This is a genomic window from Oceanobacillus longus (assembly GCF_042650085.1).
Taxonomy (GTDB): domain Bacteria; phylum Bacillota; class Bacilli; order Bacillales; family Amphibacillaceae; genus Oceanobacillus; species Oceanobacillus longus.
Genome location: NZ_JBHSAO010000007.1, coordinates 1 through 25,456, shown reverse-complemented (window position 1 = coordinate 25,456; position 25,456 = coordinate 1). Strand labels below are relative to the sequence as shown.

Here is a 25,456-nt window from a genome sequence, read left to right as displayed (position 1 = left end):
TAGAAAGTGAGGCTGCTTAGAGATGAAAGCAACAGGAATCGTACGTCGAATTGATGATTTAGGCAGAGTGGTTATCCCAAAAGAGATTAGAAGAACACTACGTATCCGTGAAGGAGATCCACTGGAAATATTTGTTGATAGAGAAGGGGAGGTAATCTTAAAAAAGTACTCCCCGATAAGTGAATTAGGGCATTTCGCAAAAGAATATGCAGAGGCACTGTTTAACTCTTTGCAATCACCTGTAATTATTAGTGACCGGGATGAGGTTATTGCTATTGCTGGTGAATCGAAAAAAGATTATTTAAATAAAAATATTGCTGCTCAATTGACTAAAACGATAGAAAGTAGAACCCAACTATTTGAAGCGGATCCCGTGACGATGGAAATAATTGAAGGTCAGGAACAGGAACTCCAATCTTATTGTATTAGTCCTATTATTGCGAATGGAGATCCTATCGGGTGTGTAATGATATTCTCTAAAGAGGAAAAAATCGGAAAAGTTGAACAAAAAAGTGCAGAAACAGCTGCAGGATTTTTAGCTAAACAGATGGAATAGTACTTAACGCATCGTAACTGCCTGAGAAGTTTAAACTTCTTAGGCAGCTTTTTATTTGGTGTATTTAGTATCAAGTGAAAGTTCAACACCTGTGTTATACTAAGGTAAAATTTACATGAAGGACGCGAATCATGAATGAAACAAACAAGCTGGTAAAAGGTGCATTGCTTCTGACAATGGCAGGAATTATCAGTAAAATATTAAGTGCAGGATACCGAATACCATTGCAGAATTTGACGGGAGATATTGGATTTTATGTATATCAGCAAGTATACCCAATATTAGGTATTGCATTGATTCTTTCGCTATATGGGTTTCCCTCGGCCATATCCAAAATGGCGGTCGAATTAAAGGCTACAGGAAAACCCCCTTCCTTTCGAAGTTTTTATCTTCCGGTTTTTTCCATTTTAATTGGAATAAATGGAATTATCTTTCTTTTTTTGTTAATGAATGCAGAGTCAATTGCGGCTTGGGTAGGGGATACTAATTTAGCACATACATATCAATTTGCCGCTTTTACTTTTTTACTTGTTCCCTTTTCTGCATTGTTAAGAGGGGCCTTTCAAGGTAATTATATTATGAAACCAACTGCTTACTCTCAAGTGGGAGAACAGTTTATCCGTGTGTTTATTATAATCATGGCAGCTTTGTATGTTGCTTTTGGAAATCACCAATTATATGAGATTGGACAGGCAGCAGCACTAGCGTCTATCTTTGGTGGAATCGTTGCAATTCTTATTCTGACATTTTTCTTTATCAAGACGAAGCCTGTTTCCAATGAGAAATATGAGATTCCATGGAATTACTATATGAGAAATTTGTGGATTCTTGGTATTATAGCTGCATTAAATCATATGGTATTGATCGTTATTCAATTTGCTGACGCATTCACATTGATTCAAAGTTTAAAGGAATATGGGCTAACACAAACGGAAGCGATGGAAGCAAAAGGCGTTTTTGATCGTGGTCAACCATTAATCCAGTTAGGAACAGTATTGGGATCATCTTTTGCATTAGCGTTGATTCCTACCATATCAAAGGAAAAGACAGAAGCAGATCCGGATACGTTTTACAATTATATCCGCACTGCACTACTTTTCAGTTTTTACTTGGCTGTCGGAGCAACTATCGGGTTGATTGCTATCTTCCCAGAAACGAATCTTTTATTATTCCAAGATGAAAAAGGAACAATGGAATTACAAACACTTGTACTCTCCATATTTCTTTGTTCGATTGCCATTACAGCCTCTTCCATCCTTCAGGGAATGGGTCATATTAAACGGACAGCTGGATTTATTTTAATTTCTTTTTTTGCTAAATGGATTGGAAACCAACTGTTAGTCCCAGTTTTAGGAATAATGGGCAGTGCGATTGCAACAGTCTTGAGTCTACTTATGCTGTTTATCATTGTTCTGTATGAACTGAAAAGGAAATTGCCGGGGCTCGACTTTCTTGGCCGAATTAATTGGTTGGCACTTATGAAATCGAGTATCGCAATGGGAGTCTATATTACGCTGATGGATTGGATATTTTCCGAAGCTGCAGAAGTTTCTCGTGTATTGTTATTGTTCTATGTTTTATTTATAGCTATAACAGGTGGGATTATTTTTATTATTATTCTGCTGCGAGGAAGTGCTTTTACAGAGAATGAATTAGCAATGTTGCCAAAGTCAAGGTTGTTTATTCGCATTTATAAAGGGAGGAAAATAAATGAGTAGGATTGAAATCATTGGACTTGGTGCCGGGGACGTGGATCAGCTTCCTTTAGGTATTTATAAAAAATTAACAAAGTCAGATACAATTATTTATACACGCACCATTGACCACCCGGTTATAGAATCATTGCAAGAGGAAAGTGTCCATTTTGAATCTTTTGACGCAATGTATGAGGAAGAAGAACAATTTGGAATGGTGTATGACCGGATTACAGAAACCTTAATTAAATATGCAAGGAATTCTGACGAGACACTTATCTATACTGTTCCAGGTCATCCGATGCTCGCTGAGAAAACAGTTCAGCTTTTACTGGAGCAGACCGAGGTGGAAGTGAAGGTGGTAGGAGGACAAAGCTATTTAGATGATTTATTTACATCCTTAAGGGTAGATCCGATTGAAGGTTTTCAATTTACTGATGGAACCTCTTTCAATCGAAGTGACTTGGATTACCGTCATCATATTATCTTTTGCCAGGTGTATGACCGCTTTATTGCTTCTGATGTGAAGCTTGCTTTACTGGAAGATCTTCCACCAGATTATAAAGTTACTATTATTGAAGCAGCTGGAAGTGAGCAAGAAAGAATCATTACCGTCCCTTTGGAAGAACTGGATCGCTCTATGGAAGTCAGTAATTTGACAAGTGTTTATGTCCCGCCAGCACCACCGACGACATTGAATCACACATTTAATCGCCTAAGGGAAATTATGGCGACATTAAGGGGACCAGGTGGATGTCCTTGGGATCAAAAGCAGACATATGAATCACTAAGGGAATATACCATCGAAGAGGTATATGAACTTATTGACGCCATTGATGCAGAAGATGATGAAAATATAATAGAAGAACTGGGCGATATACTGATGCATGTCATGCTTTATGGTCAAATTGGTGAGGATGATGGCTATTTTACAATAGACGATGTCATCCGTTCGATTACAGAGAAGATGATTTTTCGTCATCCTCATGTTTTTTCAGATACGAAGGTCAACTCTGTTGAAGAGGTAACAAGGAATTGGGAGGAACTAAAAAAAGAAGAAAAAGGCGATAAACGCAAATCCGTACTCGATGGGGTACCGAAGCACCTCCCTTCTCTTGCAAAGGCTTATAAGCTTCAGAAAAAGGCCGCAAAAGTTGGATTCAATTGGAAAGACGTAAAGGATATCTGGTTGAAACTAGAAGAAGAACTAAATGAAGTCCAGGAAGCGATCGAAACAAAGACTATAAATGAAATAGAAGATGAATTCGGTGATGTTCTGTTTGTGCTGGCCAACTTGACAAGGTATTATAAGATTAATCCTGAAATTGCATTAAACAGGGCTAATCAGAAATTCATTTCACGCTTTACCTATATTGAAAAGCAGTTTGAAAAGAAGAATGCTGATATGAACAAGGCAACGCTTGAAGAGATGGATGTATACTGGAACCAAGCGAAAGAAAGAGAGTGATACAATGCGATTGGATAAATTTTTGAAGATATCACGAATTATCAAACGGAGAACATTAGCCAAAGAGGTTGCTGATCAGGGGCGGATAACAGTTAATGGGAATCAGGCTAAGGCTTCCACTACACTGTCTCCAGGGGATGAGCTCATTATTCGGTTTGGACAGAAACTTGTAACTGTAAAAGTTAATGATCTGAGAGAAAAAGTTAGAAAAGATGAAGCCGAAACATTATACACAATCGTCAAGGAAGAAAAGGTTGAATAGAGTTCTATACTTGTCCCTCCTATCATAAATTAATAATGATAAGGAGGGCTTTTTATGAACTATTATGATAACAAGGAAACGATAACTCGTGAACAAACGGATCACTCTGTAAAATTGAATAACCGCAAAAACCTAGAGATAACTGGAGTAAAAGAAGTAGACAGTTTTGATAATGAAGAGTTTTTGTTGGAGACGGTGATGGGCTACCTGATTATTCGTGGTCAAAATTTACAGTTAAAGAATCTAGATGTGACAGAAGGTGTCGTTACAATAAAAGGGAAAATCTATGAGCTTTCCTATGTAGATGAACAGCAACAGGAGAAAGCTAAAGGATTCTTTAGCAAGTTGTTCCGATGACACTCAGTGTCCAATTCCTGACTCTAATCGCTATGGTTTCAAGTGGCTTTTATTTGGGAATAATACAAGAAACGTTTCGCCGATTTACACCTTACTGGAAGAACAGTATCTTTTTAACGTATTTTTTGGAAATAAGCTTTTGGCTGACCCAAACAGGAATTATCTTTTATGTGCTGTTTCGCGTGAATGCGGGGGAATTAAGGCTCTATGTTTTCCTGGCCTGTCTTCTCGGGTTTTCTATGTATCAAGTTTTTGCAAAATCGATATACAAAATAGCATTGGAATGGATTATACAAATTACGACCGCTATTTATCGTTTTTTCAAAAGTTTGTTTCAAGGTCTAATTATTACGCCAATCTCATGGATTATCAAACTTATTTTACGTATTATTGTCTCTATTATTACTTTGTTAGGTTCGATAATCCTATTTATTCTAAAAATGATTTTAACTCCATTTGGGTGGATTGCAATTGGAATGTATAAAGTAGCACCGAATAGATTTAAAAATTTTTTACACAAAATAGCAGGATTTTATAGTACAATGAAGAATATATGTTATAAATACCTGAAGTATCTAAAGTCTAAAAGGAGGTAGTGGCTATGTCGTCCAAGAAAGAAACGATTACAAGATTAGACTCGAATTACATGCAGCAGTATGATGCATACATAGAAAGACAGAAGAGAAAAAAGCAGCGACTAATTCGGCGTCTTGTGTTATTTTCTATTATTATAGCTATCGCTATTGGTAGCATGGCTGCATACCACTTTAACCAGCGTGAGCTTCAAGCCGAAAAACTAGAACAATATGAACAACTGGAAGAAGAACTTACAACGTTGAAAAAAGAAGAAGCAAACCTTACCGAGGAAATTGAGCTTTTAAAAGATGAAGATTATGTTTTGGATATAGCTCGAACGAACTATTTCTTCTCCAAAGAGGGCGAATTAATATTCAAGCTTCCTGACGAGGAGCCGTCTTATTGACACTTTTCAATCACATTAATATACTATATAAGAACTACACTTAATCTTTTAAGGAGGAGCATTTTTTTTATGTCAATCGAAGTAGGCAGTAAGCTGCAGGGGAAGGTAACCGGGATTACTAATTTTGGAGCATTCGTGGAGTTGGAAGCAGGTAAAACGGGTCTGGTCCATATTAGTGAGGTTGCTGACAACTATGTCAAAGATATTAACGAACACTTGAGTGTTGGTGACGAGGTAACAGTAAAAGTCATTAATGTCGAAAAGGACGGTAAAATTGGTTTATCCATTAAGAAGGCAAAGGATCGACCAGTACGTCAAAAAAGCCCGAAAGAACGGACTGAAAATTTCGAATCTAAGATGAATCGTTTTCTCAAAGACTCAGAGGATCGTTTAGCCTCTTTGAAGAAGCACACGGAATCCAAGCGTGGAGGTCGAGGTGCTAAAAGAGGGTAGCAGCTGCTGTCTATGGACAATGCTCTAATATATATAAAGCAGGCGCGGGTCGAAACCAGTACCTGCTTTTTTTAATGTAGAAATCAAATGTTTTACTTTTAATAACTATATCTTTATTTCAAGATAGTTTACAAATAAGATTTGTCGTTATTTCACAAAATCTATAAACTGTGAAGTAACTGCTTTTCCCGCCGTCCGGGATCGCTCTGGGCGGATGCTTTCCGCGGGCACGGCCTCAGCCCCGAAGAGAAAACCACTCTTCTGGTCTTCGGACACGTGCTGGGACTGCGATTACTCGCCCCACCGAAAACATTTGTTCCCGCAGGAGTCACCGCCCGCCGCTCACCCGGACTGGTGAAGTTGTATGATGTTATTTTAGCACACGCTATAGTAATTTCAGCAACCTCTTAACCAGCTCTGGGAAATATACGAAGACTCCTGCGGGAGGAAAGGCATAGGTGAGACTCTGAAATGCGTAAGCATGAAGAGGCTCACCAGCCGCCCGCGGAAAGCGAAGTATATTTCCCAGAGCGGTCGCCGAAGTTTATCTTACGTCGGAGTTTATAGATTTTTTAAAATAACGACAAATCTTTTTGGTGGACGAGTAACCGTAGTTCTATCTTTTAAAAAATAGCAAATAAAAAAATCCACTCAAGGCTGGAATGCCGAGTGGATTTTTATTTATTGATAGCGGCGGAGGGGATCGAACCCACGACCTCACGGGTATGAACCGTACGCTCTCGCCAGCTGAGCTACACCGCCAAAATAAGTCAACAGAATTTATAATACAACAGAGGAGAAATTGTGTCAATAGATATTTCATAATTTGAATGAAACATGCCAACTCTGTAAACAGCATATTTCATTTAAATTATAATTGTGACGCGTTTACCTTCCGAGTTCCTTGGGCTTTTTGAGCATTTTTGCTTGTCACTTGGTAATTGTACTCCTCATCCTCTTCCACAGGAGCTGTTCGCTTAATAAAGAAAGAAAGAACAAAACCTATAACGGCAAATACTGTTGCAACCATAAAGGAATCATTAATTCCTTGGATTGTTGCCATATTTTCAATGTTTACTAGCTGTTGATCCGTAACAATTCCGGAGGCAGGCATCGAATCATTCATGTGTTTCACTGACTGGGTGGTCATGACAGTAACTAAAAATGCCGTCCCAATGGATCCTGCCATTTGACGCAATGTGTTAGACATCGCTGTTCCGTGGGAATATAATCTCCTTGGCAGTTGATTTAATCCTGCAGTCATAATAGGCATCATAATCATGGAAATTCCAATCATTCTTAAACTATAGGCAACCATCATGAAATAATATCCCGTTTCATCTGTAAGGTTAGAAAATAGAAATGTTGTCACGACGATAATGCCAAGACCAATCAGGGCTAATGGCCGTGCACCTATTCGATCAAATAACTTTCCGGTAATCGGTGACATAAAAGCTGATATAAGTGCTCCCGGTAGTAGCAGTAAACCGGAATCAAGAGGTGAAAATCCACGGATATTTTGCAAATAGATTGGAATGAGAATCATAGCAGCAAACATCGCCATGGTTACAACCACACTAATGATGGTAGTTAATGTAAACATGTTATATTTAAACACCCTAAACTCAAGCATCGGAACTTTTATACGTAGTTGTCGGGTTACAAAAAAGAACATAATGACAGCTCCGATACCAAGAGGAAGATATACCTCCGGACTGGCCCATCCTTTTTCGCCTGCACTACTGAAGCCATAAAGTAATCCACCAAATGCAAAGGTCGATAAGATAATTGATTTAAAATCCACTTTCGGATTAGATTGCTTTGTAACATTTCGCAAAAGGAAATAAGCAAGAATGATATCAATAATAACAATTGGCAATACGATAAAAAATAAAACTCTCCAAGAATATGTTTGCACAACAATTCCTGATAATGTTGGCCCAATTGCAGGGGCAAACATCATTGCAAGTCCGATATATCCCATTGCTGAGCCACGTTTTTCAATTGGAAATAAACTCAAAATTACGTTCATTAGTAGTGGCATCATTATTCCTGCGCCAGCTGCTTGAACAACCCGACCTGCAAGAAGCGATGGGTATGAGAATGAAATCCCACAAATTAGTGTACCAATTGCGAAGAGTGTCATGGCAGTGAGAAATAAATGTCTTGTTGAAAATTTCTCCATTAAAAAAGCAGTGATTGGAATCAGTATCCCATTTACCAGCATGAATATGGTAGTTAGTGACTGAGCAGCATTCGCTGACATACCCATGTCAACAATCATTACTGGTAATGCTACGTTTAAAAGTGTTTGATTCAGAATAGCGACAAAAGCTCCCATCACCATGACAAAAATAATAGGTCCTTTAGGGACTTCCGAAGCCTCTACAAAAGCTGTTCTATCTCTCAATTCTGTTCATCTCCATTTACTCTAATCTTTTCTTTAACTAACTGGTGAAGTGCCAGCAATTTTTTTACATCTTCATCACTAATATCATTTAAATTGCGTAATCGATTGTAAAATAGTCGATGGCCTTCTTTTTCCTTTTCCCTCCCTAACTCTGTCAAGTTGAGGATAATTGCTCTTCTGTCAGATGTGGATTGTTCCCTCTGTATAAAAGAAGCCTTTACTAAGCGGTTAACCGTACTGCTAACCGTACTTTTATTAATATTCATTTTCTGAGTGAGCTCATTTAAACTCAAATTGGGTTCTTTAGATATTAATTTAAGTACTTGCAGTTGGACAATGGTTACCCCTAATTCATTCGCATGATGCCACATCTGCTTATTAAAAAATTTATCTACCTCTCGAAAAGAGTAGATAATACTACTAATCTTTTCATTATTCTCCATATCGCAACTCCTTCGTAACTAGAAAAGTTCATGCACGGACAATCTACCTATGAACTACTATAAGCATATGGCTTCCATTTTGCAAGTAGTTTTTTGGTGGAAATTTTGCCACTCATTCGCCAGAACACCTTGGGATTCGGCAAAAGATGGCAGCATCATGAAGTGCATCAATAGCTAAAATCCAAGTACTCCTTAAAAGTAGAATTATAGCTATCCATCTCTTTTCATGATTTTTTGTTGAAACCTGCTTCTTAACTAGAAAGTCGTCGAACGATTTATTGGTTGTGCTTTGCCATTTTGACAAAAAAAAAAGGAATAGTATGGTTTACTAGTTTGAAAGATAGGAGTGGGTGACAATGATGAGTTCAATTCCAAGGATAGAATCAAAAAGTTATAGTGTTGAGAAAACCGAAAAGAAGGGGAGAGTAAGGAAAGGGATTTCTATGAAAATGAGGTTAATTCTATTGGAGAACGGGTGGCTCTTTTATATCGCGGGTTTTTTACTCGGACGGGCTGTTATTTTATCTGCGGTTACCCCGTTTGCTGTAGCCTTTATCGCTTCTATGTGGTTTATACATAGGGAAAAGAGCTTTAAAGCGATGCTTGCCGTTTTGGCAGGAGCATTGAGTTACTCCATGACACACTCTATTTTTATAGGTTTGTCGATGATGGTATTCATTTTGCTTGCTGCCTTATGTAAAAATTTAAAGAATCAGCAGATTATCTTACCCCTTGTTGTATTTGCCTCAACGTCACTTCCAAGAATGTTCTTGTACTCGGTGCGTGGCGCTATTACTCCATATGAATGGCTGCTGCTCGTTGTTGAAGGGGTACTCGGAACTGTCCTAGTATTAATATTTATGCAAAGCATTCCTCTTTTATCACCGAAAAGATATAAACCTGCATTAAAAAATGAGGAAATCGTTTGTATGATTATTCTCATAGCTTCTGTTTTAACAGGTATGATTGGATGGCAATTTTATGGAGTTTCTGCAGAACAGGTTTTTTCGCGTTATTTTGTATTACTGTTTGCCTATATTGGTGGCGCTGCCATTGGTTCGACGGTTGGAGTGGTTGCTGGATTAATTTTATCGCTTGCAAATGTGGCAAATCTTTATCAAATGAGCTTGCTCGCATTTTCCGGTTTACTTGGTGGTCTTCTGAAAGAAGGGAAGAAACCTGGCACGGCAGTTGGACTACTTGTCGGTACTTTTTTAATTGGTATTTATGGAAGCGCAGTAACATTAATTCCTTCACTCGTTGAGTCTTCAATTGCAATTCTATTCTTTCTATTAACACCAGCATCTTGGTTCAATAGAATTTCCCGATATATCCCCGGTACGGAAGAATACACCTATGAGCAGGAGCAATATCTACAGAAGGTCCGAAATGTTACCGCAAGAAGAGTTGAACAGTTTTCGGGCGTTTTCCATGCGTTGTCAAAGAGCTTTGCTGTATCTGAAACATTCCCAACGGATGAGCAAGAGGCAAGACGTGAAACAGATTATTTTCTAAGTCAGGTTACCGAAAAAACCTGCCAGAATTGCTTTATGAAGGATAGGTGCTGGCAAAAGGAGTTTGATCAGACCTATTCCTTAATGGAAGAAATGAAGGAAGATATTACGGAGGGGCTGGAGCCAAATCGAAAAGTAATTCGGGAGTTTGAGAATCACTGCGTAAAATCGAGAAAAGTAGTAGAAGCGATGAAAGAAGAAATGACAGCTTATGAAGCCAATCGTAAACTTAGGCAGCAGGTGATGGAAAGCAAACGATTGGTAGCAGATCAATTACAAGGTGTATCTGAAGTAATGGAAGATTTTGCAAAGGAAATATTAAAGGAACGCCAGCATCACGAACTACAGGAAAGTCAAATTATTGATGCCTTAAAACATATGGGAATTGACTTGGAGAAGCTGGATATTTATCAATTGGAAAAAGGGAATGTCGATATTGAAATCACAGCATCGTTCTATGATTATCGCGGAGAGGGTTCTAAATTAATTGCACCGGTACTATCCGATATTCTAAATGAAATGATTGTTGTTAAACAGGAGGAAATCTCCCCGTTTCCAAATGGATACAGTCACCTGACGTTTGGTTCTGCTAAAGAATTTACAATTCAAACAGGGGCAGCCAGTGCTGCAAAAGGAGGTGGCCTAGTCTCCGGAGACAGTTTTACAACGATTGAACTTGGGGCAGGTAAATTTGCGATGGCTATCAGTGATGGAATGGGGAATGGAAGAAGGGCAAGGGAGGAAAGCATGGAGACACTTCGTTTACTACAGCAAATCTTGCAGACTGGGATTCCGGAGAAGGTAGCCATTAAGTCGATTAATTCCATTCTCTCCCTACGTACTACCGATGAGATGTTTGCGACACTGGACTTGGCTGTCATTGATTTACATGATGCATCGGTTCGCTTCCTAAAAATAGGCTCCACACCAAGCTTTATCAAACGTGGAAGTAAAATGATGAAAATTGAGGCGAGTAATCTGCCGATGGGCATTATTCAAGAGTTTGATGTGGATATAGTAAGTGAACATCTGAGTTCGGATGATTTACTCATTATGATGAGTGATGGCATTTTTGAAGGTCCAAAACACGTGGAAAATATTGATCTATGGCTAAAGCGGAAAATTAGAGAAATGGCAACAGAGGATCCGCAAGAAGTGGCAGACCTGCTGCTTGAAGAAGTAATTCGGACAAGGTCTGGGGAAATAAAAGATGATATGACTGTACTTGTAGCTAAGATTGCCAAGAATACGCCGGAATGGGCAGCAGTTCCTATATATGGCAATAAGGCACTGTAGGGATGGTGGATGTCCTATTCAATTGCCTCCGGTTTCCTCCGCTTTTCTATGTCTAGCTACGGCAACCAGGGGCTACATGGACTTCCTGAGCCCTCCGTGCGATAAGTCAACATCAGTTCGCTTTCGCTTACTGTGTTTCCTTTATCTCCTGCGGTTCAGTCCAGTCCATGTGCCCCTACCTGGTTTCTCCGCTTTTCTATGTATAATCTCCTGTTTTTTTGGTGATGATGTTAGTGGAATAAACAGGGAGGTTGGGGCATTGAAAAATGGGACGTTGAAACAAATTTTACTTCTTACGGATGGTTGTTCGAATAAAGGCGAGGATCCTTCTGCTACTGCAGCTCTTGCTTATCAGCAGGGTATTACGGTGAATGTAATTGGTATTCTCGATGATGATCAAACAGAAAGCCCGGATGGTTTACAAGAAGTGGAAGATATTGCTTTATCCGGTGGGGGAGTCAGTCAAATCGTATATAGTGAATCACTATCCCAAACCGTTCAGATGGTAACGAAGCAAGCAATGACACAAACGTTGCAGGGATTTGTAAATAAAGAACTTAGACAGATCCTTGGTTCCAACCAAAGTCTTGAAGATTTAGACCCCGAGAAGCGTGGGGAAATTATGGAGGTTGTTGAGGACTTGGGAGAGACAAGTGATCTTGAAGTTCTTGTTTTAGTTGATACGAGTGCAAGTATGCATAGTAAACTACCAACCGTCAAAGAAGCTTTGATTGATCTTTCCGTTAGCCTTAATTCGCGGATTGGAAGAAATCGTTTTAGTATTTACAGTTTTCCTGGAAGACGAAAGGATATTCAGAAAGTATTTGACTGGTCTCCAAAACTTGATGCCATATCAACTGTTTTTCCGAAGTTGACGAGTGGCGGCATAACACCCACGGGACCAGCAATTCGAGAAGCAATGTATCAATTTGGCAAAAAAAGCTTATTAAGGAGCTTTAGGCATGAAGATGAATCCGGCATCGAAGAAGCAGGCTATTGAACTCACACCAGGAACACGCATCAAAGGTAAGTGGCACCAACGCAGATATACCATACAACGGAAGCTTGGCGCGGGGGCAATCGGAACCGTTTATTTATGTGAATATGAAGGAAAGCTTGCAGCATTGAAAATTAGTGAAAAAGGCACTTCGATGACCGTGGAAGTAAATGTGTTAAAGTCATTGGAGAAGGTCCAAGGAAATCATCTTGGACCTTCTTTACTTGATGTGGATGACTGGATTACGTCAACAGGGGAAATTTTTTCCTTTTATGTGATGGAATATTTAAAAGGGGAAACCTTATCACATTTTATTGGTATCAATGGGAAGGACTGGATTGGTGTTTTCATGGTTCAATTGCTGGAGGATCTGGAAAAATTACATCAAACAGGTTGGATCTTTGGAGATTTAAAAGCAGAGAACTTAATTGTTGTTTCGTCTCCACCACGAATTCGTTGGGTAGATGTCGGAGGAACAACCAAGACCGGAAGAGCAATAAAGGAATATACAGAGTTTTTTGACCGTGGATATTGGGGAATGGGCACAAGACGTGCGGAACCTAGTTATGATCTTTTTGCATTTGTAATGGTATTCTTAAATATATATTATCCAAATAGGTTTGTTAAAAATGGGGATTCGTCAGAGAAACTGCTTTTCAAGAAAATTGATCAGGTCAAGGATCTGTACATGTACAGGAATGTATTGAAAAAAGCTATCAGAGGAACCTATCGATCAAGTGCAGATATGAAGAAGGAACTTATAACAGTCATAAATACAGCGAAGAAGCGGCAAAATTACCATAGAAAGAAAACCAACACATCTTCAAAGATTCATCTTGCTGAAACTGGGGGAATAGGATTACTTGCAGTACTTTATTACCTTTTCTCTCTACTTTTTTAGGTGTAACAGGTATGATAGAGTTAATTAGTAAAATTAGTCTTGGAGTTGGCCATCGATGAAGCAGGAAGTACTTACTTTTATGAAAAAAAACCAGTTACTAAAAAAAAATGCAACGGTTCTTGTAGGGGTTTCTGGAGGACCAGACTCCATGGCGTTATTGCATTTTCTCTCTACTTTAAAAAATGAATGGGATTTAACGCTTGTTGCTGTCTCTGTAGATCATCAATTAAGGGGAGAGGATTCTCTTGCTGATCTACAATACGTTAAAACTATTTGTGATGAGTGGAATATTACATTTAAAGGCGCTTCATTGGATGTATTTGCATATAAGGAAAAACATGGGAAAAGTACAGAACTGGCTGCTCGAGAACTCCGATACCGTTTTTTTGAAGAACAGATGAAAATTTATCATGCTGATTTTCTGGCACTCGGTCACCATGGTGATGATCAGGTGGAAACGATGCTAATGAAACTTGCTCGTACGGCCTCTTCCAGCTCATTTTCAGGAATTCCTGTGAAAAGGGAATTTTCGAGGGGCTATCTTGTTCGTCCGTTTTTATGCCTAACCAAAGGAATACTGGAGGAATATTGTAACGCACATCAGATTAAGCCAAGAATTGATTCGACTAATTTCGATACCGCATATACACGCAATTTTTTCAGGAATAAGATTCTGCCATTAATAAAAGAGAAAAATAGTAATATACATAGTACCGTTCAACATCTTAGTGAAACAATATCTGAAGATGAGGAATTTCTCAGAAAGGAAGCAGAGAAAATAGTTGAAGAACTGGTTGATTTTGACGCTGAAAATAACGTGGCTACCTTTCAGATAAATTTGTTTAAAAACCGTTACCAAGCTTTACAAAGACGTGCCTTTCATCTAATATTAAACTATCTCTATGAGGTCTTGCCTAAGGATTTATCCTATGTGCATGAGGAACAGTTTTTTGCTTTAATACAACGTGAAGTTGGAAATGCCCGACTGGATTTCCCATCTGCTCTGAAATTGGAGAAATCTTATGGGTTAATGAAATTTTATTTCTCCAATCACGAGGAGGCCCCTAATCTTTCTTATCATTACACGTTGGACATTCCCGGTACGCTTGAATTACCGAATGGTTCTACAATTGCTGCAAACTTCGCTGAAAAAAATACGTTACAACAAGGACATCTCTCTTATATTTTCTCCGTTGAACAGGTAAATCTTCCCTTACATATCAGAACGAGGAAACCTGGGGATCGTATGACTTGGAAGGGACTAAATGGAAGCAAAAAGCTGAAAGATATATTTATAGATGCTAAGATACCATTGAGTGACAGAGAAAAGTGGCCTCTGGTTTGTGATGACAGCGGCGAAATTCTTTGGCTCATTGGATTGAAAAAAGGACAAACCGAGTTAACATGGGAACAGGGCACGACTATTCAATTAATTTTTGAAAAAGGGAAAAATTTAGGAGGACTTTAGATGTTTCAGGAAAACATGCATGGTGAAATCGATCATATTTTAGTTACAGAAGAAGAAATCAAATCAAAATGTCAGGAGATAGGGAAGCAGCTTTCCAAGGAATACGATGGCAAATTCCCACTGGCAATAGGCGTGCTTAAAGGTGCAATGCCCTTCATGTCGGATGTGCTTCGTTATACGGAGATACACTTGGAAATGGACTTTATGGATGTTTCAAGTTACGACGGTGGAACTACTTCTTCTGGAGAAGTGAAAATTGTTAAAGATGTGAATACAAAAATTGAAGGACGCGATTTGATTATTGTGGAGGATATCATTGATAGCGGACTGACACTGAGCTATCTGGTTGATCTGTTTAAATACCGCAAGGCAAAATCGATTAAGATTGTAACATTACTAGATAAACCGTCTGGAAGAACTGCAGCCATTAAAGCAGATTTGATTGGATTTGAAGTGCCAGATGCATTTGTGGTAGGTTATGGCCTTGATTATGCAGAGAAGTATCGTAATTTACCATACATTGGAGTGTTGAAGCCGGAAGTTTATGGCGGGGAATAACTCTGATAAAAGGCCATATTTTGAAAAATAACGGGAATAATACTTTGCCCGCGAACCAATAATTATCAGGAAGTAAAATAAATCCTGATTTTAAGTTATATCAGTTGTATTTCAACTTTTTCATATGATACGATGTACTATAGTTTTTCCCACTTGGGAGGAGGTTGGCAATGAGTCAAATATTTCGTAACGTCCTGTTTTGGATGCTCATTTTCTTTGTCATAATTGGCGTAATAGGAGTATTCAACGGACAAGGTGAAGAAACAGAAGAATATAATGTACAGCAATTTATGGATGCTTTAAATAACGGTGAGATTGAAGAGTTGACCTACCAACCGTCGAATGGCATTATCCGTTTTAATGGAACATTGACTGATGGTGAAACAATCTTTATTGCACAGGTTCCTGATAATACAGAAATCATTGCAGAAATTACGGATACAGCAACGGAGCAAAGTATTCTAAATGTTGCCGAAGAAGAGCAGCCCAGTCCATGGCTAACCTTCCTTACTGGAATCGTTCCATTTTTACTAATCGGCCTTTTCTTCCTATTTATACTTAGTCAGGCGCAAGGTGGCGGCGGTGGTGGCCGTGTCATGAACTTTGGTAAAAGTAAAGCTAAAATGTATAGTGAAGAAAAACAAAAGGTTCGCTTCACAGATGTTGCAGGAGCTGATGAAGAAAAACAAGAGCTTGTCGAAGTTGTTGATTTTCTGAAAGATCCTCGTAAATTCTCGGCTGTAGGCGCGCGTATTCCTAAAGGGGTACTACTTGTAGGACCTCCAGGTACCGGTAAGACACTACTTGCACGTGCTGTTGCAGGAGAAGCTGGAACACCATTCTTTTCGATTAGTGGTTCAGACTTTGTTGAAATGTTTGTTGGTGTTGGTGCTTCTCGTGTACGTGATTTATTTGAAAATGCGAAGAAAAATGCACCATGTATCATTTTTATTGACGAAATTGATGCTGTTGGACGTCAACGTGGAGCGGGTCTTGGTGGCGGCCACGATGAACGTGAACAAACGTTAAACCAACTGTTAGTTGAAATGGATGGTTTCGGAGCGAATGAGGGAATTATTATTATAGCTGCTACAAACCGTGCAGATATTCTTGATCCGGCATTGTTGCGTCCAGGTCGTTTTGATAGACAAATTATGGTAGACCGTCCAGATGTTAAAGGACGTGAAGCTGTACTTAACGTGCACGCTAAGAATAAACCATTTGATAGTACGGTTGACTTGAAAGTAATTGCCATGCGTACGCCAGGTTTCTCTGGTGCAGATCTTGAAAACCTGCTAAACGAAGCGGCGCTTGTAGCTGCAAGAAACGATCGTAAATCCATTAGTATGTTAGATATTGATGAAGCTACTGACCGTGTTATTGCAGGGGTTTCTAAGAAAAATAAAGTTATTTCTCCAAAAGAGAGAAATATTGTTGCTTATCATGAAAGTGGACACACGGTCATTGGTATGGTTTTAGACGATGCTGATATGGTACATAAAGTTACCATTGTACCTCGTGGTCAAGCAGGAGGATACGCAGTGATGCTTCCTAGGGAAGATCGCTACTTTATGACGAAACCAGAACTGTTTGATAAAATTACTGGTCTTTTAGGTGGTCGAGTTGCGGAAGAAGTGATTTTTGGTGAAGTAAGTACGGGTGCTTCTAATGACTTCCAACGTGCTACATCGATTGCTAATAAAATGATTACCGAATATGGTATGAGTGATAAGATTGGACCAATTCAATTCACTAGTGGTGGTGGCGGTAATGTCTTCTTGGGCCGCGATATTAACAGCGAGTCAAGCTATAGTGATGCTATTGCTGAAGAAATTGATAAAGAAATGCAAAACTTTATTAATTATTGTTATGATCGCGCTAAGAAAATCCTTACTGAAAACAAGGATAAATTGGAGTTAATCGCTCAAACACTTCTTGAGGTTGAAACATTGGATGCAAGGCAAATTAGATCATTGTTTGACGAAGGTAAACTTCCAGATCCGGTAGAACCTGTGAAAGACGATGTTAAAGTAAATATTCATTCAAAAGATGAAGAAGAAGCATTATCTTATGAAGAGGCCAAAGAAAAGGCAGAAGTAGAAGCTGAGGCTGAAACTGATAATAAGAATTATATCAACGATCCGATTATGAACGATAAGAATTCCGATGCCGATTCGGAAGATAAAAACGATAAGTAATTAAGCAAAAAGCAGCCATGTTGATGGCTGCTTTTGTCTTGCCTTTATAGCTGAAACATAGCATTTCTAATGATTTCTAAAGTATGGTATATTAAAAAATAGAGATGATAGGAAGGTATGGTGGCTAATGTTATTTGTACTTGATGTAGGGAATACAAACACTGTTCTAGGAGTATTCGAAAAAGACAAATTAAAGTATGAATGGCGGATAAAAACAGACCGCTATAAAACAGAAGATGAATTTGGGATGTTAATTAAATCATTATTTGATTTTAAAGATGTTTCTTTTTCGGATATAGATGGGGTTGTCATTTCTTCTGTAGTACCACCAATTATGTTCGCATTGGAGAAAATGAGTAGGGACTATTTTAATATAGATCCAATGGTTATCGGTAATGCGGATTTCCAAGCCTATTTGAAAATGAATTATCCAAACCCAAAGGAAATTGGAGCCGATCGTATTGTGAATGCGGCTGGTGCTATCAAAGAACATGGAGCACCACTCATCATTATTGATTTTGGAACCGCAACAACCTATTGTTATATTAATGAAACAGCCGAATATTCGGGAGGAATTATAACTCCAGGGATTAATATTTCAATGGAAGCATTGTACAGTAAGGCTTCCAAGTTACCAAAGATTGAAATTCAGGCACCGGATCACGTTATTGGGAATTCGACTGTTGAAGCAATGACTTCGGGTGTCTTCTATGGATATGTTGGGCAGGTTGATGGTTTAGTCAATCGGATAAAGGAAGAGAAAAAGGGAAATCCAAAAGTGATCGCTACTGGAGGATTGGCCAGATTGATTTCTGATGAATCGACCACGATTGATATTGTTGACCCACATTTAACTTTAAAAGGACTTTACTTCATCTACCAGAAAATAAATCAGCAACGATAAAAGGAGAGAACCTTAGATGAAAGATCACATTATAAAAGCAACAACATTTAACGGAAAAGTCCGTGCATACGCGATTACATCCACCAACACAGTAGAGGAAGCACGAAGAAGGCAGGATACCTGGGCTACAACTTCTGCAGCACTTGGAAGAACGATTACGATAACCGCTATGATGGGTGCAATGCTCAAGGGCGAAGATTCCAATACTATCAAAGTACTGGGAAATGGACCAATAGGAGCTATTATCGCGGAAGCAAACGCGAAGGGACATGTGCGTGGCTATGTTACCAATCCGCATGTGGACTTTGAATTGAATGAAAACGGAAAATTGGATGTAGCCCGTGCAGTAGGGACAGAAGGAAGCCTAAGCGTTATTAAAGATTTGGGTCTAAAAGATTACTTTACAGGAGAGGTCCCGATTGTTTCTGGAGAAATCAGTGAAGATTTTACGTACTACTTTGCTACATCGGAACAAGTGCCTTCTGCTGTAGGAGCAGGTGTTTTAGTTAATCCCGATCATACGATTTTGGCTGCCGGTGGTTTCATTGTTCAAGTAATGCCTGGAGCAGATGAAGAAGTTATTACCAGGCTGGAGGAACAGATACAATCCTTCCCATCCATATCAAGCCTTATTCGTGAAGGGAAAAATCCGGAACAAATATTACAGCAATTGTTTGCAGGTGAAGAAGTAAAAGTCCATGAAGCAATGCCAATAGAGTTTCGTTGTAAATGTTCGAAAGAAAGACTAGCTAATGCAATCATAGGTCTTGGAAATGAAGAAATCCAAAGTATGATTGATGAAGATCATGGTGCTGAAGCTAGCTGTCATTTTTGTAATGAAATATATCATTTTACAGAACAGGAATTGGGAGAATTGAAGCGGTAGGAAAGGGAGTTTAACAATATGTCAAAAAAATTACTACTTGGTATCGTTGTTGTGCTTCTAATAACAAATATTGCTTCTCTATTGTTTTGGAATCAAGAGGAAAATACCGTTATAAGTGAAAATGATGAAATGGAAATAAAGCAGAATGAACCAGTTGCAACTATTGGTGAGGAAGAAATTTCTTATCAGCAATGGGTGGATAAACTAAGATCTGCTCATGGTCAAAAACAGTTAAAAAAAATGGTTGATCGAGTGGTAGTTAATCAATTAGCTCAAGAAGAAAATATTGAAATTGATGAAAAAATGATGCAACGTGAGATTTCATTTTTGTATACCATGCAAGATATTATGACAGAAGAGGAATCTGAAAGGGAAGAGGAAAAATGGCGGGAAGATATTATTTATCGCTACCAGTTACAACAATTGTTAACGGCGGATGCATCCATCCCTGAAGAGGAATTACAAACGTATTATGATACTTACGGTGAGCAATATAATTTCTCATCTTCAATAAAACTTTCTCATATTCTTGTTGATGATTTTGAGACTGCCGAAAAGGTTTTCGCTGAATTAGAGCAGGGTGCTAAATTTGAATTACTTGCACGGGAGTATTCAATTGATGAAGAAACGAAAAACACTGGTGGGTATTTAGGATCCATTTATACATCAAGTCAGTTTCTGCCAAGCAGTTATGAAGAAGAGGCATTAGAAATGGATGATCACACCTATAGTGAACCTTTTCAGGCTGAAAATGGTGTAGCTATTATATATCTGCATAAAGAGCTACCGGAAATTAAATTTACATATGAAGAAATTAAACCTTATATGGAAAGTGAATTAGCGTTACAGGAGCTCGGTCAAACACTAAATGCAGATCCTTTGTGGGAAGAATTAGACATTGAATGGATATATGGACAATAACAAGTTAACTTATTAATGCGTGTTTCTGAATAATAAACCAGTATTTTCAGATAAATTATTTGACATTTTTAATAGAAAGTCGTACATTATAAATAAATCATATGAAAATACTTGGAATTAGGAGGGGTTAATATGAAAGTTGCTGAAAATATTACAGGTTTAATTGGTGGTACTCCCATTGTTAAATTAAATAACCTGACAGATGCTGAGAGTGCTGAGGTATATGTAAAACTTGAATTTATGAATCCAGGAAGTTCTGTTAAAGATCGTATTGCTGTTGCAATGATTGAAGCTGCAGAAAAAGATGGTGGCTTAAAGAAAGGCGATACCATTATTGAACCTACTAGTGGAAACACGGGAATTGGTCTAGCGATGGTAGCTGCTGCCAAAGGATACAAAGCTGTACTAGTAATGCCCGATACAATGAGTCAGGAACGCCGTAATCTTTTACGTGCCTATGGTGCTGAGCTTGTATTGACACCAGGAGCAGATGGCATGAAAGGTGCGATTGCAAAAGCGGAAGAGCTGAAAAAGGATAATGGATATTTTATGCCACAACAATTCAGCAATCCTGCAAACCCAGAAATTCACGAACTGACTACCGGTAAAGAAATCGTAGAACAAATGAGCGACGGTCTCGATGCATTTGTTTCCGGTATTGGGACTGGTGGAACAATCACTGGTGCTGGTAAAGTGTTGAAAGAGAAATTTGAAGGCATTAAAGTTTATGCAGTAGAGCCTTCTGCATCTCCAGTTTTATCAGGGGGATCACCTGGACCGCATAAGATTCAGGGAATTGGCGCAGGATTTACACCTGAAGTGTTAAACACGGAAATTTATGATGAAGTGATAAAAGTAGAAAATGAAGAATCATTTGAAACATCACGTAAAGTGGCTACAACAAATGGTATTCTTGGTGGGATTTCATCCGGCGCTGCAATAGCTGCTGCCTTAAAGGTTGCTAAACAGTTAGGCAAAGGTAAGAAAGTACTTGCAATATTACCGGATAATGGAGAGAGATATTTATCTACCCCACTCTATCAATTTGAAGACAATGAATAGGAATTAATAAAGGCAAAAGGGTCGGCATGAAGATGCTGGTCCTTTTTTTCTTGTTATAGATAGGGTACGATAGATAAAAGCATACATATAATTACAGAAAGTAGGTTTATATAAATGATTTTAAAAACAAAAACAAAGACCTATGACCTGTCTGAAAGAACACACATGATGGGGATTTTAAATGTTACACCAGATTCTTTTTCGGATGGAGGAAATTATACATCGATTGAAAAAGCGGTTGAACAGGCGGTGCTAATGGAAAGGCAAGGTGCTGACTTTATTGACATCGGCGGCGAATCAACTCGTCCCGGGCATGATCCAGTATCCGTAGAAGAAGAGATTGAACGGGTTGTCCCGGTTATTCAAGCGTTAAAGAAAAGAATTAACATTCCAATTTCAATCGATACGTACAAATCAGATACGGCAAGAGAGGCTGTTAAGGCAGGTGCTGATATCATCAATGATGTTTGGGGTGCGAAAAGAGAACCGGAAATCGCTCGGGTGGCGGCAGACGCTCAGGTTCCGATTATTTTAATGCATAATCGTACAGATGAAAATTATACCTCTATTATAGAAGACATAAAAACGGATTTGGAGGAAAGTATCCAAATTGCAGTCGATGCAGGAGTTCGGAAAGAGGATATTATTCTGGATCCTGGAGTAGGTTTTGCCAAATCGGCTAAGGATAATCTTGTTGTCATGAATAACCTGGAACAGTTCGTGGGAATGGGATATCCGTTTCTTTTGGCAACCTCTAGAAAAAGATTTATTGGTAGTGTGCTCGATCTCCCCGCTGCAGATCGGGACAGTGGCACTGGTGCGACTACAGCCCTGGGGATCGTAAAGGGTGCCCAAATTATGCGAGTACATAATGTTAAGCTGAATGTAGAAATAGCCAAAATGACGGATGCTATTCTTAGAGAAGGAGGGTCTAACATTGGATAAAATTTTACTTAATAATATGCAGTTTTATGGATTTCATGGTTTGTTCCCTGAAGAAAATAAGCTAGGTCAACGATTTAATATAGATTTGGAGCTTTACTTGGACTTGAGTAATGCCGGCCAGACAGATAATATGTATGACTCTGTACACTATGGCCATGTTTATAACCTTGTGAAAGAAATTGTCGAAGGGGAAGCGAAGAATTTAATTGAGGCTGTTGCAGAGGAAATCGCAGAAAAACTACTTTCTTCTTTTGAGCTATTGGAAGCATGCATGGTAAAAGTAATTAAACCTGACCCACCAATTCCTGGACACTACCAGTCCGTAGCGGTAGAGATCTTAAGGGAGAGAACAGTATGAATCGTGCATATCTGGCTTTAGGTACGAATATTGAACCGAGATACAAACATTTATTAAAAGCTTTAGAATTGCTCAAGAGAAATGAACAGATTTCCATTAAAAGACAATCATCTATTTATGAGACAACACCAGTAGGATATACGGATCAAGCAGATTTTTTAAATATGGTTATTGAAGTAGAGACAACATTATCCTCGATGGAACTGCTTGCGTATAGCCAGTCGGTGGAATTACAACTTGGCCGTAAACGAGATATTCGTTTCGGTCCACGAACAATAGACCTTGACATTTTGACATATAATCAAGAAAATAGTACAGTAGAACGATTGATAATACCACACCCAAGAATGCATGAGCGCGCCTTTGTGCTCGTTCCGTTACAGGAAATCGCGCCAGATATGATTCTACCTGTCTGGAATAAAAGTGTAGTGGATTTTATTAATGATCTTCCTGATACAGACATAAAGGATGTAAGCATATGGACACAAAACGAATTGGAAGAAGAGTAAAAGCATTTCGCAAACTGAAAGGATTCACACAAATAGATTTCGCAAAGGCACTAGATGTATCCGTTGCACAGTTAGGAAATATTGAGCGGGGTACAAAGACTATGTCGGATGATCAACTTGCTCGGATTGCTGACAAGCTATCCATTTCAAAGGATGAAATTACGCTGGAAAAGTCCGGTAAAGAGACAGCAGAGTAAACAATAATGTTGTGAGATCTGCCGGCTTTTTTGTTGGCAGGTTTTTCTGATTTACATATAGTGCGTGTTCAAAAAGGAAGATAAAAAGACTAAGAAGTTCGAGGGCGAAAGCAAGGGAATAGACGTGAAAGAAGAAGTGTTTTGCTATATACTTAATATTATCAATGACTGGAGTGATAAAAGTGTCAGAAGAAATGAATGAACAGATGCGCGTACGTCGTGACAAACTAAGCGAATACCAGGAAAAAGGACTTGATCCTTTCGGTGGAAAGTATACTAGAACACATTTATCAAACGAACTTATAGAAAAGTATGATCAATATTCCAAAGAAGAACTGGAAGAAATGACTGATAAAGTTACCATTGCTGGACGCCTGATGACAAAACGTGGCAAAGGAAAAGCCGGTTTTGCACATCTCCAAGATCTGAGTGGGCAAATTCAATTGTATATACGCAAGGATGCAATTGGTGACGATGCCTACGAAGTATTTAATTCTACTGATTTAGGTGATATTGTCGGTGTAACAGGAGTAATGTTCAAAACGAAAGTAGGGGAGCTTTCTGTAAAGGCTACAGAATTCCACTTGCTAACCAAATCACTTCGACCACTGCCTGAAAAATATCATGGATTAAAAGATATCGAGCAACGTTATCGTCAGCGTTACTTGGACTTAATTACAAATATGGACAGTAGAGAAACTTTTGTATTACGTAGTAGAATCATTCAATCAATGCGTGAATATTTGAATGGACAAGGTTTTCTTGAAGTGGAAACACCAATGATGCATAGTATCCCTGGTGGAGCTTCTGCACGTCCTTTTATTACCCATCATAACGCATTGGATATTGAGTTATATATGCGTATTGCAATTGAACTTCACTTAAAACGTTTAATTGTCGGCGGATTAGAGAAGGTATATGAAATCGGCCGTGTATTCCGTAATGAGGGTGTATCGACAAGACATAATCCGGAATTTACAATGATTGAATTATATGAGGCGTATGCAGATTACCATGATGTTATGGCATTAACTGAAAATCTAGTCGCGCATATTGCAAAAGAAGTACTCGGATCGACAAAAGTGACGTACGGAGATGAAGAAGTGGATCTTGAACCACAATGGACAAGACTTCATATGGTAGATGCGGTAAAAGAGAACACAGGAGCGGACTTCTGGCAACAAATGACAGATGAAGAGGCGCGTGCTCTTGCCAAAGAACATGGGATTGTAATTAAAGAAACGATGACTTTTGGTCATGTCGTAAATGAATTCTTTGAACAAAAAGTGGAAGAAACATTAATTCAGCCTACTTTTATCTATGGACATCCAGTGGAGATTTCCCCGCTGGCTAAGAAAAATAAAGAAGATGACCGTTTTACAGATCGGTTTGAGTTATTCATTGTAGGAAGAGAACATGCAAATGCATTTAGTGAATTGAATGATCCGATTGATCAACGCGAGCGTTTTGAAGCTCAAGTTAAGGAAAGAGATGCTGGTAACGACGAAGCACATCTGATGGATGATGACTTTCTGGAAGCACTTGAATACGGTATGCCCCCAACTGGGGGACTAGGAATTGGTATTGACCGCCTTGTCATGCTATTGACAAATTCCCCGTCGATCCGTGATGTTTTACTGTTCCCGCAAATGCGAAATAAATAAACCGTTCTTTAGCCCTCATTACTAAAAAGTTATGTATCTTAGTAATGAGGGCTTTTATTTGTCGGTTTGGTATTATTTGTTTAGAAGCTAACGGTATAGGGAAAGTAGGGAAGAGATACTTCTAATGGGTTGATATGAACGGGAATCAATTAGGAGGAAACAAAAGAATCCACTTACTAAAAAATTATGAGCACTATAGCGTATAAATAGATTAAATAATACAAATACTAATTTCCATATATTTCTTTGCATATTCCTCTTGATTTAGTTTTAAAAACATGATAAATTAATAAACGTTGCATTAAGGAAACACATAAACAAACTTTGAACTGAAAAAGGCTTCAAAATAACTTTAAAAAAGTGTTGACATTAATAACGCGAAATGGTATATTAATAAAGTCGCCAATTTGAAAAGCGACTTACAAATTTGCTCTTTGAAAACTGAACAAAACA

General features: G+C 38.6%; 25 protein-coding genes and 1 tRNA gene. 23 read left to right on the top strand and 3 right to left on the bottom strand.

The genetic code is table 11. The features are described 5' to 3' along the window. Nucleotides 1-22 precede the first annotated feature (22 nt). From spoVT to ACFOUV_RS09940, 8 genes are all read left to right on the top strand, one after another. On the top strand, nucleotides 23-556 hold the full coding sequence (spoVT, locus tag ACFOUV_RS09975) for a stage V sporulation protein T (protein WP_379496623.1): 534 nt from the start codon (nucleotides 23-25) through the stop codon (nucleotides 554-556). A gap of 131 nt (nucleotides 557-687) precedes the next feature. Further along, nucleotides 688-2,274, top strand: a complete 1,587-nt coding sequence (locus ACFOUV_RS09970) for a putative polysaccharide biosynthesis protein (protein WP_379496622.1) — start codon at nucleotides 688-690, stop codon at nucleotides 2,272-2,274. Further along, complete coding sequence (locus tag ACFOUV_RS09965) at nucleotides 2,267-3,718, top strand: bifunctional methyltransferase/pyrophosphohydrolase YabN (protein WP_379496621.1); 1,452 nt, start codon at nucleotides 2,267-2,269, stop codon at nucleotides 3,716-3,718. Before ACFOUV_RS09970 ends, ACFOUV_RS09965 begins: the two co-directional genes overlap by 8 nt. Nucleotides 3,719-3,722: 4 nt before the next feature. Then, on the top strand, nucleotides 3,723-3,980 hold the full coding sequence (locus tag ACFOUV_RS09960) for an RNA-binding S4 domain-containing protein (protein ID WP_379496620.1): 258 nt from the start codon (nucleotides 3,723-3,725) through the stop codon (nucleotides 3,978-3,980). Nucleotides 3,981-4,034: 54 nt separating this feature from the next. Next, the gene (gene yabP / locus ACFOUV_RS09955; protein WP_379496619.1) at nucleotides 4,035-4,337 is read left to right on the top strand and encodes a sporulation protein YabP; all 303 of its coding nucleotides are present in this window, start codon (nucleotides 4,035-4,037) and stop codon (nucleotides 4,335-4,337) included. Continuing rightward, nucleotides 4,334-4,933: a spore cortex biosynthesis protein YabQ gene (yabQ, locus tag ACFOUV_RS09950; RefSeq protein WP_379496618.1), complete on the top strand. Its 600-nt coding sequence runs from the start codon at nucleotides 4,334-4,336 to the stop codon at nucleotides 4,931-4,933. The genes yabP and yabQ overlap by 4 nt, the downstream gene beginning before the upstream one ends. 5 nt (nucleotides 4,934-4,938) lie before the next feature. Then, on the top strand, nucleotides 4,939-5,319 hold the full coding sequence (locus ACFOUV_RS09945; RefSeq protein ID WP_379496617.1) for an FtsB family cell division protein: 381 nt from the start codon (nucleotides 4,939-4,941) through the stop codon (nucleotides 5,317-5,319). 69 nt (nucleotides 5,320-5,388) lie between these two features. Then, a complete protein-coding gene (locus ACFOUV_RS09940; RefSeq protein WP_379496616.1) occupies nucleotides 5,389-5,772 on the top strand; it encodes a S1 domain-containing RNA-binding protein in 384 nt (127 codons plus the stop codon). Nucleotides 5,773-6,460: 688 nt separating this feature from the next. Here ACFOUV_RS09940 and ACFOUV_RS09935 read toward each other — a convergent pair. From ACFOUV_RS09935 to ACFOUV_RS09925, 3 genes are all read right to left on the bottom strand, one after another. Next, a tRNA-Met gene (locus ACFOUV_RS09935) sits at nucleotides 6,461-6,534 on the bottom strand. A gap of 109 nt (nucleotides 6,535-6,643) precedes the next feature. Then, the gene (locus tag ACFOUV_RS09930; RefSeq protein ID WP_379496615.1) at nucleotides 6,644-8,182 is read right to left on the bottom strand and encodes a DHA2 family efflux MFS transporter permease subunit; all 1,539 of its coding nucleotides are present in this window, start codon (nucleotides 8,180-8,182) and stop codon (nucleotides 6,644-6,646) included. Next, entirely contained in the window at nucleotides 8,179-8,625 is a 447-nt protein-coding gene (locus ACFOUV_RS09925) for a MarR family winged helix-turn-helix transcriptional regulator (protein WP_379496614.1), read from the bottom strand. Before ACFOUV_RS09925 ends, ACFOUV_RS09930 begins: the two co-directional genes overlap by 4 nt. Before the next feature lie 356 nt (nucleotides 8,626-8,981). On the opposite strand from ACFOUV_RS09925, the gene spoIIE reads away from it, so the two are divergent. The 15 genes from spoIIE (at nucleotide 8,982) to lysS (ending at nucleotide 25,003) form a co-directional block, all read left to right on the top strand. Continuing rightward, nucleotides 8,982-11,435, top strand: a complete 2,454-nt coding sequence (spoIIE, locus tag ACFOUV_RS09920; RefSeq protein WP_379496613.1) for a stage II sporulation protein E — start codon at nucleotides 8,982-8,984, stop codon at nucleotides 11,433-11,435. A 259-nt stretch (nucleotides 11,436-11,694) separates the two neighbouring features. Beyond that, entirely contained in the window at nucleotides 11,695-12,435 is a 741-nt protein-coding gene (locus ACFOUV_RS09915) for a VWA domain-containing protein (protein WP_379496612.1), read from the top strand. Further along, on the top strand, nucleotides 12,398-13,333 hold the full coding sequence (locus ACFOUV_RS09910; RefSeq protein WP_379496611.1) for a protein kinase domain-containing protein: 936 nt from the start codon (nucleotides 12,398-12,400) through the stop codon (nucleotides 13,331-13,333). The genes ACFOUV_RS09915 and ACFOUV_RS09910 overlap by 38 nt, the downstream gene beginning before the upstream one ends. 55 nt (nucleotides 13,334-13,388) lie before the next feature. After that, nucleotides 13,389-14,801 carry a tRNA lysidine(34) synthetase TilS gene (tilS, locus tag ACFOUV_RS09905; protein ID WP_379496610.1) on the top strand — a complete coding sequence of 471 codons (1,413 nt, stop codon included), beginning with the start codon at nucleotides 13,389-13,391 and terminating at the stop codon, nucleotides 14,799-14,801. 15 nt (nucleotides 14,802-14,816) lie between these two features. Further along, nucleotides 14,817-15,359, top strand: coding sequence for a hypoxanthine phosphoribosyltransferase (gene hpt / locus ACFOUV_RS09900; RefSeq protein ID WP_379496743.1), 543 nt, complete (start codon nucleotides 14,817-14,819; stop codon nucleotides 15,357-15,359). 170 nt (nucleotides 15,360-15,529) lie between these two features. Beyond that, entirely contained in the window at nucleotides 15,530-17,557 is a 2,028-nt protein-coding gene (ftsH, locus tag ACFOUV_RS09895) for an ATP-dependent zinc metalloprotease FtsH (RefSeq protein WP_379496609.1), read from the top strand. Between the two features lie 127 nt (nucleotides 17,558-17,684). Next, the gene (locus ACFOUV_RS09890; RefSeq protein ID WP_379496608.1) at nucleotides 17,685-18,461 is read left to right on the top strand and encodes a type III pantothenate kinase; all 777 of its coding nucleotides are present in this window, start codon (nucleotides 17,685-17,687) and stop codon (nucleotides 18,459-18,461) included. 16 nt (nucleotides 18,462-18,477) lie between these two features. Further along, nucleotides 18,478-19,347 carry an Hsp33 family molecular chaperone HslO gene (hslO, locus tag ACFOUV_RS09885; protein ID WP_379496607.1) on the top strand — a complete coding sequence of 290 codons (870 nt, stop codon included), beginning with the start codon at nucleotides 18,478-18,480 and terminating at the stop codon, nucleotides 19,345-19,347. 18 nt (nucleotides 19,348-19,365) lie between these two features. Beyond that, nucleotides 19,366-20,268, top strand: a complete 903-nt coding sequence (locus ACFOUV_RS09880; protein ID WP_379496606.1) for a peptidylprolyl isomerase — start codon at nucleotides 19,366-19,368, stop codon at nucleotides 20,266-20,268. 132 nt (nucleotides 20,269-20,400) lie between these two features. Beyond that, nucleotides 20,401-21,330, top strand: a complete 930-nt coding sequence (gene cysK / locus ACFOUV_RS09875; protein ID WP_379496605.1) for a cysteine synthase A — start codon at nucleotides 20,401-20,403, stop codon at nucleotides 21,328-21,330. A 114-nt stretch (nucleotides 21,331-21,444) separates the two neighbouring features. Beyond that, nucleotides 21,445-22,275: a dihydropteroate synthase gene (gene folP / locus ACFOUV_RS09870; protein WP_379496604.1), complete on the top strand. Its 831-nt coding sequence runs from the start codon at nucleotides 21,445-21,447 to the stop codon at nucleotides 22,273-22,275. Continuing rightward, nucleotides 22,268-22,633, top strand: coding sequence for a dihydroneopterin aldolase (folB, locus tag ACFOUV_RS09865; protein WP_379496603.1), 366 nt, complete (start codon nucleotides 22,268-22,270; stop codon nucleotides 22,631-22,633). Before folP ends, folB begins: the two co-directional genes overlap by 8 nt. Further along, nucleotides 22,630-23,142: a 2-amino-4-hydroxy-6-hydroxymethyldihydropteridine diphosphokinase gene (folK, locus tag ACFOUV_RS09860; RefSeq protein ID WP_379496602.1), complete on the top strand. Its 513-nt coding sequence runs from the start codon at nucleotides 22,630-22,632 to the stop codon at nucleotides 23,140-23,142. Before folB ends, folK begins: the two co-directional genes overlap by 4 nt. Then, the gene (locus ACFOUV_RS09855; RefSeq protein ID WP_379496601.1) at nucleotides 23,112-23,339 is read left to right on the top strand and encodes a helix-turn-helix domain-containing protein; all 228 of its coding nucleotides are present in this window, start codon (nucleotides 23,112-23,114) and stop codon (nucleotides 23,337-23,339) included. The genes folK and ACFOUV_RS09855 overlap by 31 nt, the downstream gene beginning before the upstream one ends. 182 nt (nucleotides 23,340-23,521) lie before the next feature. After that, nucleotides 23,522-25,003 carry a lysine--tRNA ligase gene (gene lysS, locus ACFOUV_RS09850; protein ID WP_379496600.1) on the top strand — a complete coding sequence of 494 codons (1,482 nt, stop codon included), beginning with the start codon at nucleotides 23,522-23,524 and terminating at the stop codon, nucleotides 25,001-25,003. Nucleotides 25,004-25,456: the final 453 nt, after the last annotated feature.